This is a genomic window from Pseudomonas turukhanskensis (assembly GCF_027922365.1).
GTDB lineage: Bacteria > Pseudomonadota > Gammaproteobacteria > Pseudomonadales > Pseudomonadaceae > Aquipseudomonas > Aquipseudomonas turukhanskensis.
Window position 1 is genome coordinate 462,981 of the sequence record NZ_BSFN01000001.1, and the last position, 15,005, is coordinate 477,985.

The window sequence follows — 15,005 nt, forward strand, 5'->3', positions numbered from 1 at the left end:
GGTGAGTTATTTCAATGGATCTGGACGGCAAGGTTGCTTGAGCAAGGTGTCGCAGGCCGGTAGGGCGCTTGGAACAGCGATGCCGGTCAGCTCGCCCAGTACCAATTGCGAGGGGTGCGCGTCGTCGTGCACCACGCTGTTGCGGCTGGTAATGGAGAAGTAGTTGAAGCCATAGCCGCCGGTGCGGGATGGGGCGTCGATCCAGATACGCAGCTTTGAGCCCTTGCGAAATGCATGGGAGAACGGCGGAATTTCCATGCGGCCCAGCGCCGGAACATTGGGCAGCATGGGCTGGATGGCATCCGGCGTATCCAACAGCCAAGGGCGAAGCGGGGTAGAGCGCGCTTCGTCGAGCTTGCGCGCCGACATGCGCAGCCAACCCCGTTGCACGAATACCTCCTGACCATCCGGGCGTACTTCGGTGACCGTTACTTGCAGGTCAGCATCGGGTGACAGGAAGGTGGTCAGCCAGATGTCTGCGCTGGCGGTGCCGTAGGTCAGCAGGTCGCGGGTCAGCGGCGCACTGGTGTAGGCCAGGCTGCCTTCACGCCAGATCGGATGTTGCGGACCCCAGGCGTGGTCTTTAAGAAACGTGTTCACCTCGGGGCCCGGGATCGGATAGTTGTAACCATCCGGGGCGCCGCTGCCTTTGCCGTTTTCGATCAGTTGGCCGTTTTCGCTGAGGGCGAAGGTCACCGCCTTGGGCTTGATCGGGAAGCTGTCGCGTTCAATGGTCCATGTAGGGTGGGCTGTTTCGTTGGCGCCGTGGCGTCCTTCGCGGTTTTCGGCCACGGTTTCTTGCCACACCTCTACACGCGGCGTTTTTTCGAAGCCGTTGCTCTGACCCTTGACGAAGTGGTCGAGGAAAGCGACGAGCTTCTTACGAAAGCGCTCGGACTCATACAGGTTGTGGCCGCCGCTGGCTTGCACCATCCACAGCTGTTTGGGGTCCAGGCGTTCCTGGTAGTAACCCTCGCGGGCCATTACTGCCTCGTCCTGCCAGGCTTGCATGGACAGCACCGGCACCTTGATGCGGGCGGCGCGATCGCGCGGGGCGCTGCGCTGCTGCACCCACTCATCGCGCAGGGGGTGGCGGATCATGTTGTACATCAGCGAAGTAGCCACCACCTTGCCCTGGTTTTCGGCCACTTGCTTCAGGCAGCGCTCGTCGTTTTCGGCGTTGGCGCTGGCCTTCACCGCCTCCCAGCGCTGGTCGACGAACCAGTGCCAGGTGGTGGTGAATTCCTGGTTGGGCACGCCGCCCGGTGCCCAGCTATCGCCCCGGGCATCGCCGAGCACCATGCCGGGGGCGATGGCTTTCAGGTGCTTGGGTTGTTCCTCGGCGGTCATCAGCTGCGACATGCCGGCCCAGGACCAGCCGAACATGCCGATGTTGCCGTCGGACCAGCTCTGGCTTGCAGCAAACTCGATGGCATCACGGCCATCGGTGCCGTATTGCGGGCCGAGGAAGTCGAAGGTGCCTTGCGAGCAACCGGTGCCGCGGGCTTGCACGCCCATCACCGCATAGCCTTGCTCGACCAGTTGTTTATCGGTGGTGACCGAGAAGGTTTCGTTGTCGCCCAGATACGCGGCGCCGCCGATGCTGCCGGAGTCATAGCCGCTATAGCGCACCAGCACCGGGAACTTGCCCTCGGCTTTGGGCAGCAGTACCGAGTAACGCAGCTCGGTGCCGTCGGCCGCTTTCAAATAGCCGGTGACGCGCTTGGCCCAAAAGGGTTGGTAGCTGCGCTCGGCTGGCGGCAACCCTTCGCTTTGCGCAGCCTGGGCCAGCGCAACGGCACTGGTGCCCATCGACAAGGCCAGGGCCAGGGTGCCGAGCCGCAGGGGATAAGTAAGAAGATTCGAGTACATAGGAGAACTGCCCCAGAACAATTAGAAGGATTTGGAAACTGAAGCCACGACAGTGGCCGAGCAATCGCCGGCGCGGCCGAACGCGGACATGCATTCAGCCTTCGAGAGGTCGGTGTCGATGTAGGTGGCTTTCCAGTCGAGCCCCAACAGCTGTTTGCTCAGTGACACGCTCCAGTCGTAATAGGTGCTGCGGTAGTCACCGCTGCCAGAGCGGTAGGCCATTTCATCGTGCGTATCGCTATAGCCGTAGCGCACATTCAACAGGCTTTGGTACGGCATGGGCTGGGTGTATTCAACCCACGTGATGATCCGGTCGTTGTCGCGGTCGGGCACCTTGATGCCCAGCGGCGCCAGAGCTGCCTGGGCTTCTTCCAGGGCCGGAGGATTCTGCAGGTTGTTGGTGTATTTAAAGCCGGCGGTAGCGCCTTTGTAGCTGAAGGTGCCTACCCATTCGTTGAAATTGACCCAGCTGTCTTTGGGGTAGTCATAGGCGACGTAGGCCAGGGAGAAGCGGGTGTTCTCGCTCAGTGGCCGGGCAATACCCACGAAGTAGTCGTACTCGCGGCGGGTGTCGGTGCCAAAGTCGACGTTACTGGTAAAGACGCCGGCGAACAGCCCGGTCGGCTTGTGCACCAGGTTGCCGACGGTTTGCAGCACGGGGTTGCCCTGAGTGAGGGAAAAACCGCCGACGCGGTAGTCGCTGGCTGCAATGAGGTTCAGGTTCAGCATGAGCTCGGGGGTCAGGTCGAGGGCGTGGCTGCTGAGGGAAAAGCTCAGGGCTGCGCTGGCAAGGCCCCATTTGATTAATCTGTTCATGTGTTTCTGCTCCGTTTTGTTGTGATTGATGTGGCAGAAAAAACCGCGGGTGGATCTGTTGTTGTTTGTCGCCCATCGCCACGGTTGCGGGAGGGCTTTATGTTTTTTCGGGCAAAGCGACCCCGCCGGCTCGAAGGTTCGAGTCGAAATTTTTCTTGTACGAAGGGGCGCTGCTCGGTGGTGCAGGTGGGCTGTCGGTCGTCTTGGTGGTGCTCATTACTCCTGTTTTCAGGTTGGGTGGCGCGTATCAATCCACTCGGTAAAACTCGATGCACACCTGGTCGTGGCTGGGGTAACTGACCTTGCCGATAAACAGGTGGCGCATGAGCCAGGCATAGCGCGGGCTGTCAGTGTGAAACTGCGGCGCGCAGCGGCAGCGATATTCACTTTCAGGCACTGGCCATTGGCGCTGTGCCAGCCGCTGGCCTTCTTCGGTCAGCGTCAGTAGCCCGCGGTTGCGCACACCAATCACCGCACCGTCGTCACAGTGCAGGTGGTAGTGGGCATCGAGCACGCCGCTGCCGTCGTCGCGTTCCAGATAAAAGTCGGCACCGCCGGCGGGCACTTCCCCGGCCAGGCCCGGGCCTGCGAACCGGCCACCGAGAATCGGGTAGTCGATCCGCTGGCCCTGGTCGGTACGGCCGCGTTCAATGGCGGCACCGATGCGCACGCTCAGGTACATGGCCAATTGCAGGGCGGGCTCAGGCATCGGAGCGAATCCGGTTCCACAGCCGTGTCAGCAACCGTTGCGCGGCCAGTTTCGGTGGCTCGATCTGAAACAGCAGATGGCGGTCGGCCTCGGGCACGAACAGGTTTTTATCGGTGAGTAGCTGCGGGTCAATCAGCGCAGTACTCGCCGGGTTGGGGTTGGGGTAACCGATCTGATTGGTGATGCGTGCGATCACTTCCGGGCGTAGCAGGTAGTCGATAAAGACGTGCGCTTGCTTAACGTTTTTTGCGCTTTTGGGTATGACCATATCGTCCGACCATTGCAGCGTGCCTTGGCGCGGCAAGGCCATACGGATATCAATGCCGTTGTTCGCGGCTGCCGCCATGGTGCGCGCAGCCAGCATGCCGCCCGACCAGCCAAGTGCTACGCAGATATCACCATTGGCGAGGTCTTGCGGGTACTTGGCCGAGTTGAAATAACGCACATAGGGGCGGATGGATTTAATCAGGGCTTCGGCCTTGGCATAGTCGGCCGGGTTGCTGCTGCTCGGGTTCAGCCCCAGGTAGTGCAGCGCGATAGGCACCACCTCATCCGGGCTGTCGAGAATGGCCACGCCGCATTGGCTGAGCTTGGCGATGTTCTCGGGTTTGAACAGCAGGTCGTAGTCACGCATGTCGACGTCCTTACCCAGCACGGCTTCAACTTTGGCTTTGTTGTAGCCGAGCAAGGTGCTGCCCCACAGGTAGGGCACGGCGTAGCGGTTGCCGGGATCGAGCTGCTCGCGCTGCGCCATGAACGCCGGGTCGAGCTGGTTCCAGTGCGGCAGTTGCTGACGGTCGAGCGGCTGCAGGGCATTGGCACCGACCAGATTGGGCACCTGGCTGCTGCTGGGGAACACCACGTCATAGCCCGCCGTACCCGTTAGAAGCTTGGCTTCGAGGGTCTGTGGACTGTCGAACACGTCGTAGAGCACATTGATGCCGGTCTGCGCTTTGAAGTCCTCCAGCACGTCCTTGGGCAGGTACTCGATCCAGTTGTAGATGCGCAGCTCGCCACCAATTTTTTCGGCATGGGCAACCATGCTGGCGCCACTCATCAGTAGTGCGAGCACGCTGTGTTTCAACACATTTTTCATGGCAACTCCAAGGGGTTGGCTCATAGCGCCCTGGCCAGGGAACGGACTAGGCGCAAGGTATCGACATCCAGCACGCTCTCGGCAATCGGTAGTGAAGATTGCTTGACGATGACCACCTGCTGGGCGAAATCGATATACAGAATCTGCCCATGGATGCCCACCGCCAGCAGCGCTTCACCGGGGTACACATACCACTGGCTTTTGTAGGTAGCGCCGGGGCTCCACTGCGCGAAGTTCTCGTTGGCGGCGTAAATGGCAGGGTCGCCACCTTGCAGCACGGACTCAATGGCGGCGGCTGGAATAAGCTGCTGCCCGTGCGCGTCGCCCTTGGCCAGCAGTAGCGAACCGAAGCGCGCCATATCGCGCAGAGTGGCATTGAAGCCCGCACCGGCGACGTTGCGGCCCCAGGGGTCGGCCACAAAAAAACCGTCGCGCTCGCAGCCCAAGCCCTGCCACACCTCGCGCAAATGCTCGGCGCAGCTACGCCCGCTGGCGCGCTCCATCACCCAGGCCAGGGCCTCGGTGGTTGCAGTGACGTAATGGAAGAAGCCGCCGTGCTCGCCATTCTTGCGGGTGGCCGGCAGGTATTCGTACAGCGACTGGCTGGCATTGATGCCGGGCGGCGGTACGGTGAGGCCGCAGGCATAGCCAAATTGAGAGCTGCCGGAGAGCGGGTCGTCGTAGACCTCGTCGTAGTCAATCGCCACGGCCATATCGAGTAGTTGGCGCACGCTCGCATCGCCAAATGCACTGCCGGTCAACTCCGGTACGTAGGTATTGGCCAGGGCGGATTCGCTCAGCTGGCCGGCGCCAACCATGCCTTCGGCCAGCACCCCGATCAGCGATTTGGTCACCGAAAACATGATGTGGCGTTTGTGCGCCTGGTGACCGTTGAAGTAGTCCTCTTGCAGCACCGCGCCGTTTTTCATCACCAGCCAGCCATCGGTGTAGCTGGCCTCAAGGTGCTGCTGCAGCGTGACGGTGTGGCCGGCAGCGCTCTCGAAGCTGAAGTCGGTCAGCGCTTGGCTGGCGCTGGCCAGCGGTGCACTCGGCTTGGCGCCGCGTTCCACGCTGATGCTTGGGCGAATGCGGCCCAAATTATGAAAGGCCCAGCGGTTGTGGGGCGGGCTCATGAAGTTATGCCAGGTCACCCGGTGCTCGGCGGCGGGTGGAAAGCCCTGCATCAGCGTTGGGGTGGGTTCGGCACCCGCTTTATAAGCACCCAGCAGGGCCTGAGCGAACTCGCTATCCATGGGGCATGTCTCGTCGTTGGCGATGACATGTTTTATTCATATAAAAAGTTATAGTCAACTAAAAATATTGACCGCGTTCTAAATTTACCTAGAATCAGCCACTTATCAGCTTGGCTCAGGAGGGCGTGGCGTGAGTGGTTTACGGCAACGACAAAAAAAGGCGCGCAGGGAAGCGATTGTCACAGCGGCGCTGGGGCTTTTCGAAACGCAGGGTTATGCGGCCACGACGGTGGAGCAGATTGCGGTGCAGGCCGGGGTGTCGACGCCAACGGTGTTCAACTACTTCGGCAGCAAACAGGAAATACTCCTGGCCCTGGTGGAGCATGCCGACAAACAAGCCATCATTGACGCGCGCTCGCAGATTCCTGATTTCGATAACGCCGTGGATGCCATGTGCCACCTCGAATCGCTGATCGTGCGCCATGAACTGAGCGTCCTTCCGCCAGCCATCTGGCGAGAACTTTCCCCACTCAGCATGGCGACCACGCCCCCCGATCAGGACTTCAACGCCGGGCTGGTGCGCGAGATCGCCAGCCTGCTGCGCGAACTGCAAGAACGGAAAATGCTCAGCACCACGGTGGATGTCGACTTCGTCGCCTACTTCCTCAACGACTACAGCTCCATGTTGTTTATGCGCCTGGTGCAAGACGACGTGCCGGACTTCGACGCCCACGCCCAGCGCATCCGCCAACTGACCCAGACCCTGTTCGACGGGTTGAAACCCTGACCGCCTCTTGCGGCTCGCGCTCCCCGCGCTAGCCGCCTGTAGAACGCCACGCGAGAGGCGTTTTTTTGCCGCCCAAGCCTTTTGGCCATGATTTGTGAGCGTCGTGGTTGGAGGGCGTGGGCGGATTTTTGCTGGGAAGAAAGGTATCTAAAACAAGTCGCAGCGGGCTCGGTATGCCATTTCTCGACTCGGACTTTCCAACAATTTCCTGATCCGCGGAGATATCAAGGCTTCATGATTAGGGGGGCCATCCTGGAACTGCTGGATAAGCCTAGGCACTAGTATTCATGTCCGTATAAAAAGTGCGGAAACAAAAAAGCCCCAGGCATTCACCTGGGGCTTTCTCATTTAGTTGGTGCACCAGGCGGGATTCGAACCCACGACCCCTGCCTTCGGAGGGCAGTACTCTATCCAGCTGAGCTACTGGTGCAGCGCGGCGCCATGATACGCATGTCGCTCGCAGGCGTCCATGGCGGGCGTTTTGTTCGCTTTATCAAACGAAAGTACTAATCCTTGCGCTTGCCTGATCAAAAAAACACCAGCTTTTAAGGTTTTTCGTACATTTTTTCGAACATCCTATTGCCCTTTAGCGGTGACGACCCTAGGATTCGTTTGAGATTTCAAACGCCCTCGACGCTCACAGCCCAAGACCGAACCCAGCGATCTTTGGCTGTTCCAAAAGCCCGTCATCAGCGCTCAATCCGTTCCAGGTGTCATCCACTATTCTTCGTTGCAGCTCGCGCTGCGACGACTTACAACAATTTTGCCTGTCGCCATGGCGGCGGGCTAAAGGAGACGGCTATGCAACTCAAAGACGCTCAATTGTTTCGCCAGCAAGCCTTTATCGACGGCGCGTGGGTAGACGCGGACAGCGGCCAGACCATCAAGGTCAACAACCCGGCCACCAACGAGATTCTCGGCACCGTGCCGAAAATGGGCGGCGCTGAAACCAAACGTGCCATCGAAGCCGCTGAAAAAGCCTTGCCGGGCTGGCGTTCGCTGACGGCCAAAGAGCGCGCGAACAAGCTGCGTCGCTGGTTTGAGTTGATGATTGAAAACCAGGACGACCTCGGTCGCCTGATGACCCTCGAGCAGGGCAAGCCGTTGGCCGAAGCCAAGGGCGAAATCGCTTACGCTGCTTCTTTCCTGGAGTGGTTCGCCGAAGAAGCCAAGCGTGTGTATGGCGACGTCATTCCGGGCCACCAGCCGGACAAGCGTCTGCTGGTGCTCAAGCAGCCCATCGGTGTTACCGCCGCCATCACGCCGTGGAACTTCCCGGCGGCGATGATCACCCGTAAAGCCGGCCCGGCCCTGGCCGCCGGTTGCACCATGGTGCTCAAGCCTGCCAGCCAGACCCCGTACTCCGCCCTGGCCCTGGCCGTACTGGCCGAGCGTGCTGGCATTCCGAAAGGCGTGTTCAGCGTGGTGACCGGTAGCGCCGGCGATATTGGCAGCGAACTGACCAGCAACCCGATCGTGCGCAAACTGTCGTTCACCGGCTCGACTGAAATCGGTCGTCAGCTGATGGCTGAATGCGCCCACGACATCAAGAAAGTGTCGCTGGAGCTTGGCGGTAACGCGCCGTTCATCGTGTTCGATGATGCTGATCTGGACGCTGCCGTTGAAGGCGCGCTGATCTCCAAATACCGCAACAACGGCCAGACCTGCGTCTGCGCCAACCGTCTGTACATTCAAGACAGCGTGTACGACGCATTCGTGGAAAAACTGAAAGTGGCCGTCGCCAAGCTGAAGATCGGCAACGGTCTGGAAGACGGCACCACCACCGGCCCGCTGATCGACAACAAGGCCGTGGCCAAGGTTGAAGAACACATTGCCGACGCCCTGAGCAAAGGCGCGAAAATCGTCTTCGGCGGCAAGGCCCACAGCCTGGGTGGCAGCTTCTTCGAGCCGACCATCCTGGTCGACGTGCCGAAGAACGCCGCAGTTGCCAAAGAAGAGACCTTCGGCCCGCTGGCGCCGCTGTTCCGGTTTAAAGACGAGGCCGATGTGATCGCCCAGGCGAACGACACCGAGTTCGGTCTGGCTTCGTACTTCTATGCCCGCGACCTGGGTCGTGTGTTCCGTGTCGCCGAAGCGTTGGAGTACGGCATGGTGGGTATCAACACCGGCCTGATCTCGAACGAAGTGGCGCCGTTTGGCGGTATCAAGGCGTCTGGCTTGGGCCGTGAAGGCTCCAAGTACGGCATCGAGGACTACCTGGAAATCAAATACCTCTGCCTGGGTGTGTAACTAATCGACCTTCGGGTCGTAGGCCATACTGCGTTGAAATGCTGCCTCAGATGCTCACGTACGAATGTACGCTGCGCTTTTCGCCGGCATTTCGCCTTGTCTGGCCTTAGCCCCAAAGCTCTCGAGCGGCATTAAGCCCAAGAGCACAAAGAGCAAAAGCATCAAGAAGTGATTGAAGTACCCCGGGGTGGAACCAAAGAGCCGGCCCACCCGGGCACGCAGCACCGTAATAAAGAACCTGAGCAACTGGCAGGCGCCGCAGTCGATCATCGAATGCTGCGCGCGCCCTTCCCGGTTGCGTTTATATCCCACTGCGCCGCCCGATCAGCGGCGAATGAGGAACGCACCATGAGCAAGACGAACGAATCCCTGATGCAACGCCGCATTGCCGCCGTACCGCGCGGTGTGGGCCAGATTCACCCGATTTTCGCCGAGCGCGCCGAGAACGCCACCGTCTGGGACGTGGAAGGCCGTGAGTTTATCGACTTCGCCGGCGGTATCGCCGTGCTCAACACCGGCCACCTGCACCCCAAAGTGGTTGCGGCGGTGCAAGAGCAACTGACCAAGCTGTCGCACACCTGTTTCCAGGTGCTGGCGTACGAACCCTACGTAGAACTGTGCGAAGAAATCGCCAAGCGCGTACCGGGTGATTTCGCCAAGAAAACCCTGCTGGTGACCTCCGGTTCCGAAGCGGTGGAAAACGCCGTGAAGATCGCCCGTGCCGCCACCGGCCGTGCTGGCGTAATCGCCTTCACCGGCGCTTACCACGGCCGCACCATGATGACCCTGAGCCTCACTGGTAAAGTGGTGCCGTACTCCGCTGGCATGGGCCTGATGCCTGCCGGTGTGTACCGCGCCCAGTCGCCGTGCGAGCTGCACGGTGTGAGCGAAGACGAGTCCATCGCGAGCATCGAGCGCATTTTCAAGAACGATGCACAGCCGTCCGACATCGCCGCCATCATCATCGAGCCGGTACAGGGCGAAGGTGGTTTCTACACTAACTCCAAAGCCTTTATGCAGCGCCTGCGTGCCCTGTGCGACCAGCACGGCATTCTGTTGATCGCGGACGAAGTGCAAACCGGCGCTGGCCGTACCGGCACCTTCTTCGCCACCGAGCAGTTGGGCGTGATTCCGGACCTGACCACGTTCGCCAAATCCGTTGGCGGCGGTTTCCCGATTTCCGGCGTCAGCGGTAAAGCCGAAATCATGGACGCCATCGCACCGGGCGGCCTCGGCGGCACCTACGCCGGTAGCCCGATTGCCTGCGCCGCGGCCCTGGCTGTGCTGAAAGTGTTCGACGAAGAAAAACTGCTGGAACGCTCGCAAGCCCTGGGCGAACGCCTGAAGGCTGGTCTGCGCGACATCCAGGCCAAGCACAAGGTGATTGGTGATGTTCGTGGCCTGGGTTCGATGATCGCTATCGAGCTGTTCGAAGGCGGCGACACCCACAAGCCGGCGGCTGAGCTGGTTGGCAAGATCGTGGCGCGCGCACGCGAAAAAGGCCTGATCCTGCTGTCTTGCGGCACCTACTACAACGTCATCCGCTTCCTGATGCCGGTTACCATTCCTGAGGCGCAACTGGACAAAGGCCTGGCCATTGTCGCTGAGTGCTTCGACGAACTCGCCTAGGGCTCACCAGCTCGGCAAGTTTGAGACCCGCTTCGGCGGGTCTTTTTTTTGCCTGTTTTTATCCAATGGCCATGCGACAAATGGAGTGTTGGCGAGGGGTCATCCCGTTGGCTAAGGTGTGCGCTTAAGGAGGAAGTCGATGACCAAGGATTTCAAAGCTGCACCGCGCATTGTGATAGCCGCGCAAGACCCGTGGACGCGGGCGCTATTGGGGCAGCTGCTGGGAAACGTGCGCTGTGATGCCCAGCTGCTGCAGTTCGCCGATGGTAGCAGCGCGCTGGAGGCCTGCCGCAAACGCCTGCCGGACCTGGTGATTGCTGAGTGGGCATTGCCGGGCCTCAATGGCCTGGATTTTCTCGGTGAGATTCGCCGCCTGCAGCGCAAACCGCCGCTGCCCTTCATTCTGATGACCGACCGCACCGACAGCGCCAGCGTGCGCGAAGTGCTGCCATTGGCGCCCACCATGTACCTGGTACACCCCTTCAACATGGACAAACTGCAACAGCGCCTGCGCGACCTGTTGCTGGCGCCGGGCCAGGAGGTGTTCTGCGAGCTGCCGAGCCTGGCGCCGGAACAAAGTCTGGACGCCTTTCTGGAAGGGCGGCGCAATCTGTCGGATGGCGCACCGCTGCTGGATGAGGTCAAAGACGCCTTGAGCCTGGCCCTCGACCCGAACGAGCTGGACCTGGATGTGTTGGAGCAGCGCTTTATCCGCGACCCGCAGATTAACGCCCGCCTGATTGCGGCGGCCAACAGCGCGGCCCAGCACATGGGCCGGCCTTGCCAGACCCTGGGCCAGGCGCTGCCGCGATTGGGCGTGGCTCATAGCATCAACCTGGTGATGGGCATGGCGCTGCAACGCAGCACCAGCCTGGAAGACCCGCGCCTGGCCGAACAGGCTGCGCATTTCTGGGGCTTGTCCCAGCGCACGGCCGACTACGCGCGGCAACTGGCAGAGGAACAGGGCATCGACGCCGAACGCTGCTACTGCGCCGGTCTGCTGCATAGCATCGGCGACCTGGCGCTGCTGCGTTGCTTGCAGAATTGGTTGCTGGCCAGCGGCACGCTGGAGGACGAGGCCATTGTCAAAGCCTTGCGCAAATTCGGTGCTGGTTTTGGGTCGGCGTTGCGCGCGCGCTGGCGGTTGCCGCTGGAGCTGCGCGAGTTGATCGCCGCCACTTACCTGCTGACCGGCGTGTACGGGCGTGAATCACTGGTGATGAACCTGGCGGCGCAAATGGCGCGCTGGCCGGATGAGCAGCCGCTTAAAGACCTTGCCGCGAGCAAGGCGGCGCAGCAATTGAACGTGAACGAGCGCAAGCTGCAAAGCATGATGCCGGCGCGGGTGGTGGCTGCGCCTGAGCCGGTTGGGGAGACGCAAACGTCGTAGGGCGAATATCCCGCAGGGATATCCGCCGTTATCACCCCCCAAATGCTCAGACGGATATTTGCCCTCCGGCTTTGTCTGGTTGACCCAACGGGTTCAACTGCCGATCAAACTCCGCCATTTTCGGGAAGCGCAACGGCTGAACATTCTCGATATTTACTAGGTGCTCGCGGTAGTCGGCGAGCATCGCGGTGCGGGCGTCATGGTCGATATAGGGCACGTGGTAGGCCGCAAACGGTGGCAGCACCCTAAGCCCGGCGTAGGCCAGCGTGCCGCGCTGCAAGTGGCGCAGCATCAGGTTCAATTCACCGTGGATGGCCGCCTCATCGGCAAACATATGGGGCTGCGCGCCGAGGGTGAAGCTGAGCATGGCTTTCTTGCCGGCCAGGCCGCCTTTGTCGTAGAACCGCAGGCCGCCGTAGCACACGCCGGACACCAGTACGCGGTCGATCCAGCCTTTGAGAATGGCCGGTACCGAGCACCAGAAAATCGGGAAGTTGAAGATCACCAGATCGGCCGCCAGCAGTTTTTCCAGCTCGGCGCTGATATCGGCTGCCAGCGCGCCTTGGCCATGGGCGTGGCGTTGTTCCAGGGCATACACCAGGTAGTCCGGGTTGCTACGCGCGCCGAAGTCGGCGGCGCTGGCTACCGGGTTCCAGTTCATGGCGTACAGGTCGGACACCTGCACGGTATGCCCGGCCGCCTCGAAGGTGGTCACAGCCAGGTCTTTCATGGCGGTGCAGAACGAATGCGGCTCGGGGTGCGCGTGGATGATAAAAACGTTCATGGGTTGGCCTTGGCTAAGACGAAAAAAGCGGCGCCGAAGCGCCGCTGAAGGTCAGGGCTAAAATCGATCAGGCAGTCTGGGTCTGCTGGGTGGCCGCCTTCTTCTCTTCAGTGCGGGTCCAACGGTTGGCGCGGGCAAAGGTGCCAAAGTCATTGAAGCGTACGCCGGCCTCACGCATCACCTTGTGGGCAAAGGGCACGGTCAGCTGGCGAATGTAAAAGGGCTCTTTCACCACAAAGTGGTGGATTGCATGGCTGCTGCCGAAGTTGAAGCAGAACGCTTGCAGCGGCCACAGCCACACCGGGTTGAGCACCTGGCATTGCTGGATCACGTTGCCCGGCTCAATGTCGCCGTAGTAGTGCATGTTGGAGCTAACAAAGTGCAGGCAGAAGGTGCGCAGCACGTTGGGGCCGACCAGCACCACCACGGCAATATTCACCACGTGCATCACGTCCAGGGTGGTGGCCGACCATTCAATGGGCGAGCCCAGCAGGGTGGCGACGAAGGTGCTGAAATGGAAACCCAGGAACACATACCAGGTGCCCCAGTTCATCAGGCCCAGCGGCGAGTAAACCTTGAGGGTGCGGGTGACGATCATCCACTTGTGGCTCCAGGTCTTGGCGCGCAGAAAGCGGATGAAGGAGGACATCATGTTGTCGCCCACCATCAGCAGGCGGGCGATGCCCCAGGGCTCACCGTTGGTGATGGCGCGCTCTTCCATATCGGTTTCGGTGCCGGACACCTTGTGGTGATTGAGGTGCAGGTGACGACGCACCCAGGGGTTGATGGTGCTGGGGCGGGCCAGCCATACCAGGGCCATCATCAGGTTGTGCGGCACGCGTTTTTTGCGGAAGTACATCGAGTGGATCAGGTCATGCTCCAGCTCGTGGGTCAGCGAGGCGAAGAATGCATTGAGCAGCAGGCACGCCCACCACGCCATGTAGCCTTCGATGTACAACGCGGCGCTGCCGATCATGCCGAGCAGGGCGAAGGCGAGAATGCCGGCGCCGAGGGCGTCCTGGTGGTTGAGGATGGGGTAACGCTGGCGCAGTTCGACGCCGTGGGCCATCACCACTTCGCGAATATGTGCAGCACGCTGTTGTGCATTCTGGCTCACGGGGCTTGCAGGAGAGTGGGACATGCTTACATCCTCTATTTAACGTGAGGCTACTGTGCCGGGCCGGATGCGCGCCGGCCTGACCTCGAACGCCAACCTGTTGACCGGATGCGCCAATCTGCATGACTGCTGAACCCACTTCCCTCGCCAGCTGGACCCGCGCGCTGCGCAAGCAGCTGGACGCCCTGGGGCTGGACAGCGCCAGGCTGTGCCTGGAAGCGGGCCTGGACCCGGCGCTGATGGAACACCCCAATGCCCGTTACCCGCTATCGGCCACCACCCGTTTGTGGCGCCTGGCGGTAGAGGCCAGCGGCGACCCGGCGCTGGGGCTGAAAACCTCCCAATACGTCAGCCCCACCAGCTTTCATGCGCTGGGCTATGCACTGGTGGCCAGCAGCAGCTTGCGCGAGGTGTTCGAGCGCATCGTGCGTTATCACCAGGTGGTCAGCGATGCCCTGAGCCTGGAACTGAAAACCCTGCCCGACCGCTACGAGTTCTACCTGAACGTGCCGGTTGGCAGCCCGGCGCCGGCGCCGGAGGCAGTGGATGCGTTTATCGCCATCTACGTGCGCACCTGCCGCAATCGTCTGGGCCGTGACTTCGCGCCGCTGGCCGTGTTTTTGCGTCGCCCAGCACCCGCCGACCCCAGCCCCTGGCACGACGCCTTGCGGGCTCCGGTGCATTTCGGCGCCGCGCAGGACCTGCTGCAGTTTCCCCGCGAGGCCTTCGACAGCACCCTGGAAGACGGCAACCAGGAACTGGCTGAGCACAACGAAACCGTGCTCAAACGCACCCTCGAACAACTGCACCCGATTACCTGGCGGCGCCGCGTGTGCACCTGCCTGGAAAGTCAGCTGCCCAATGGCGAACCCTCGGCCGAACGCATTGCCAGCAGCTTGCACCTGAGCCTGCGTAGCCTGCAGCGCCACCTCGCCGATGAAGGCTGCAGCTACGAAAACCTGCTCAGCGAAACCCGCCAGAACCTGGCCCTGCAACATATGCGCGACCTGCACTGTTCCATCAGCGAGATCGCCTACCTGCTGGGCTTTGCCGACAGCAGCAGCTTTAGCCGCGCGTTCAAGCGCTGGACCGGCATGGCGCCGAGCCAATACCGCGACAGTGTGCTGGCCAAGGGATAAGACGGTTAGGACTAAAGCGTACTGGCAGCGCGGCCGATGACATGCTCGAATACGCGACCGTTGCCGTTGCCATTACCGTTGTAGGAGAGGCTTCAGCCTCGATTTGCTGGAAACGGCCATCGAGGCTAAAGCCTCTCCTACAGCGCATTGTGTGTACCCACGCCAAGCGCCATAAGAACAAGAGGTTTGCCCATGCGTCCTGCCTACTCCCGTCGCCCCTGGG

At 61.1% G+C, this 15,005-nt stretch carries 12 protein-coding genes and 1 tRNA gene; 5 read left to right on the forward strand and 8 right to left on the reverse strand.

What is annotated here, in order from left to right; all coding sequences use genetic code 11:
• Positions 1 to 6: 6 nt before the first annotated feature.
• The 5 genes from PKE98_RS02065 to PKE98_RS02085 form a co-directional block, all read right to left on the reverse strand.
• Positions 7 to 1,872, reverse strand: a complete 1,866-nt coding sequence (locus PKE98_RS02065) for a CocE/NonD family hydrolase (protein WP_271193607.1) — start codon at positions 1,870 to 1,872, stop codon at positions 7 to 9.
• A 21-nt stretch (positions 1,873 to 1,893) separates the two neighbouring features.
• On the reverse strand, positions 1,894 to 2,688 hold the full coding sequence (locus tag PKE98_RS02070) for a TorF family putative porin (RefSeq protein ID WP_271193608.1): 795 nt from the start codon (positions 2,686 to 2,688) through the stop codon (positions 1,894 to 1,896).
• Between the two features lie 247 nt (positions 2,689 to 2,935).
• Positions 2,936 to 3,397 (reverse strand): DUF3237 domain-containing protein, encoded by a 462-nt coding sequence (locus PKE98_RS02075; RefSeq protein ID WP_271193609.1) that lies wholly within the window; start codon positions 3,395 to 3,397, stop codon positions 2,936 to 2,938.
• Positions 3,390 to 4,493, reverse strand: a complete 1,104-nt coding sequence (locus PKE98_RS02080; RefSeq protein WP_271193610.1) for an extracellular solute-binding protein — start codon at positions 4,491 to 4,493, stop codon at positions 3,390 to 3,392. Before PKE98_RS02080 ends, PKE98_RS02075 begins: the two co-directional genes overlap by 8 nt.
• Positions 4,494 to 4,513: 20 nt before the next feature.
• Complete coding sequence (locus PKE98_RS02085; RefSeq protein WP_271193611.1) at positions 4,514 to 5,746, reverse strand: serine hydrolase domain-containing protein; 1,233 nt, start codon at positions 5,744 to 5,746, stop codon at positions 4,514 to 4,516.
• Between the two features lie 130 nt (positions 5,747 to 5,876).
• On the opposite strand from PKE98_RS02085, the gene PKE98_RS02090 reads away from it, so the two are divergent.
• Positions 5,877 to 6,473 (forward strand): TetR/AcrR family transcriptional regulator, encoded by a 597-nt coding sequence (locus PKE98_RS02090; RefSeq protein WP_271193612.1) that lies wholly within the window; start codon positions 5,877 to 5,879, stop codon positions 6,471 to 6,473.
• A gap of 353 nt (positions 6,474 to 6,826) precedes the next feature.
• Here PKE98_RS02090 and PKE98_RS02095 read toward each other — a convergent pair.
• Positions 6,827 to 6,903 (reverse strand) — tRNA-Arg (locus PKE98_RS02095).
• A gap of 371 nt (positions 6,904 to 7,274) precedes the next feature.
• Between PKE98_RS02095 and gabD the strand changes: the two genes are divergently transcribed.
• The 3 genes from gabD to PKE98_RS02110 all read left to right on the forward strand — a co-directional run bounded on the left by gabD (position 7,275) and on the right by PKE98_RS02110 (position 11,742).
• Positions 7,275 to 8,723: an NADP-dependent succinate-semialdehyde dehydrogenase gene (gene gabD, locus PKE98_RS02100; protein WP_271193613.1), complete on the forward strand. Its 1,449-nt coding sequence runs from the start codon at positions 7,275 to 7,277 to the stop codon at positions 8,721 to 8,723.
• 348 nt (positions 8,724 to 9,071) lie between these two features.
• On the forward strand, positions 9,072 to 10,352 hold the full coding sequence (gene gabT / locus PKE98_RS02105; protein WP_271193614.1) for a 4-aminobutyrate--2-oxoglutarate transaminase: 1,281 nt from the start codon (positions 9,072 to 9,074) through the stop codon (positions 10,350 to 10,352).
• Positions 10,353 to 10,491: 139 nt separating this feature from the next.
• Entirely contained in the window at positions 10,492 to 11,742 is a 1,251-nt protein-coding gene (locus tag PKE98_RS02110) for an HDOD domain-containing protein (RefSeq protein ID WP_271193615.1), read from the forward strand.
• Positions 11,743 to 11,788: 46 nt separating this feature from the next.
• On the opposite strand, the gene PKE98_RS02115 is transcribed toward PKE98_RS02110, so the two are convergent.
• Both PKE98_RS02115 and PKE98_RS02120 read right to left on the reverse strand, forming a co-directional pair.
• Entirely contained in the window at positions 11,789 to 12,526 is a 738-nt protein-coding gene (locus PKE98_RS02115; protein WP_271193616.1) for an NAD(P)H-dependent oxidoreductase, read from the reverse strand.
• Between the two features lie 67 nt (positions 12,527 to 12,593).
• Positions 12,594 to 13,667, reverse strand: a complete 1,074-nt coding sequence (locus PKE98_RS02120; RefSeq protein WP_271193617.1) for a fatty acid desaturase — start codon at positions 13,665 to 13,667, stop codon at positions 12,594 to 12,596.
• A gap of 98 nt (positions 13,668 to 13,765) precedes the next feature.
• Between PKE98_RS02120 and PKE98_RS02125 the strand changes: the two genes are divergently transcribed.
• Positions 13,766 to 14,782, forward strand: coding sequence for an AraC family transcriptional regulator (locus PKE98_RS02125; RefSeq protein ID WP_271193618.1), 1,017 nt, complete (start codon positions 13,766 to 13,768; stop codon positions 14,780 to 14,782).
• Positions 14,783 to 15,005 lie beyond the last annotated feature (223 nt).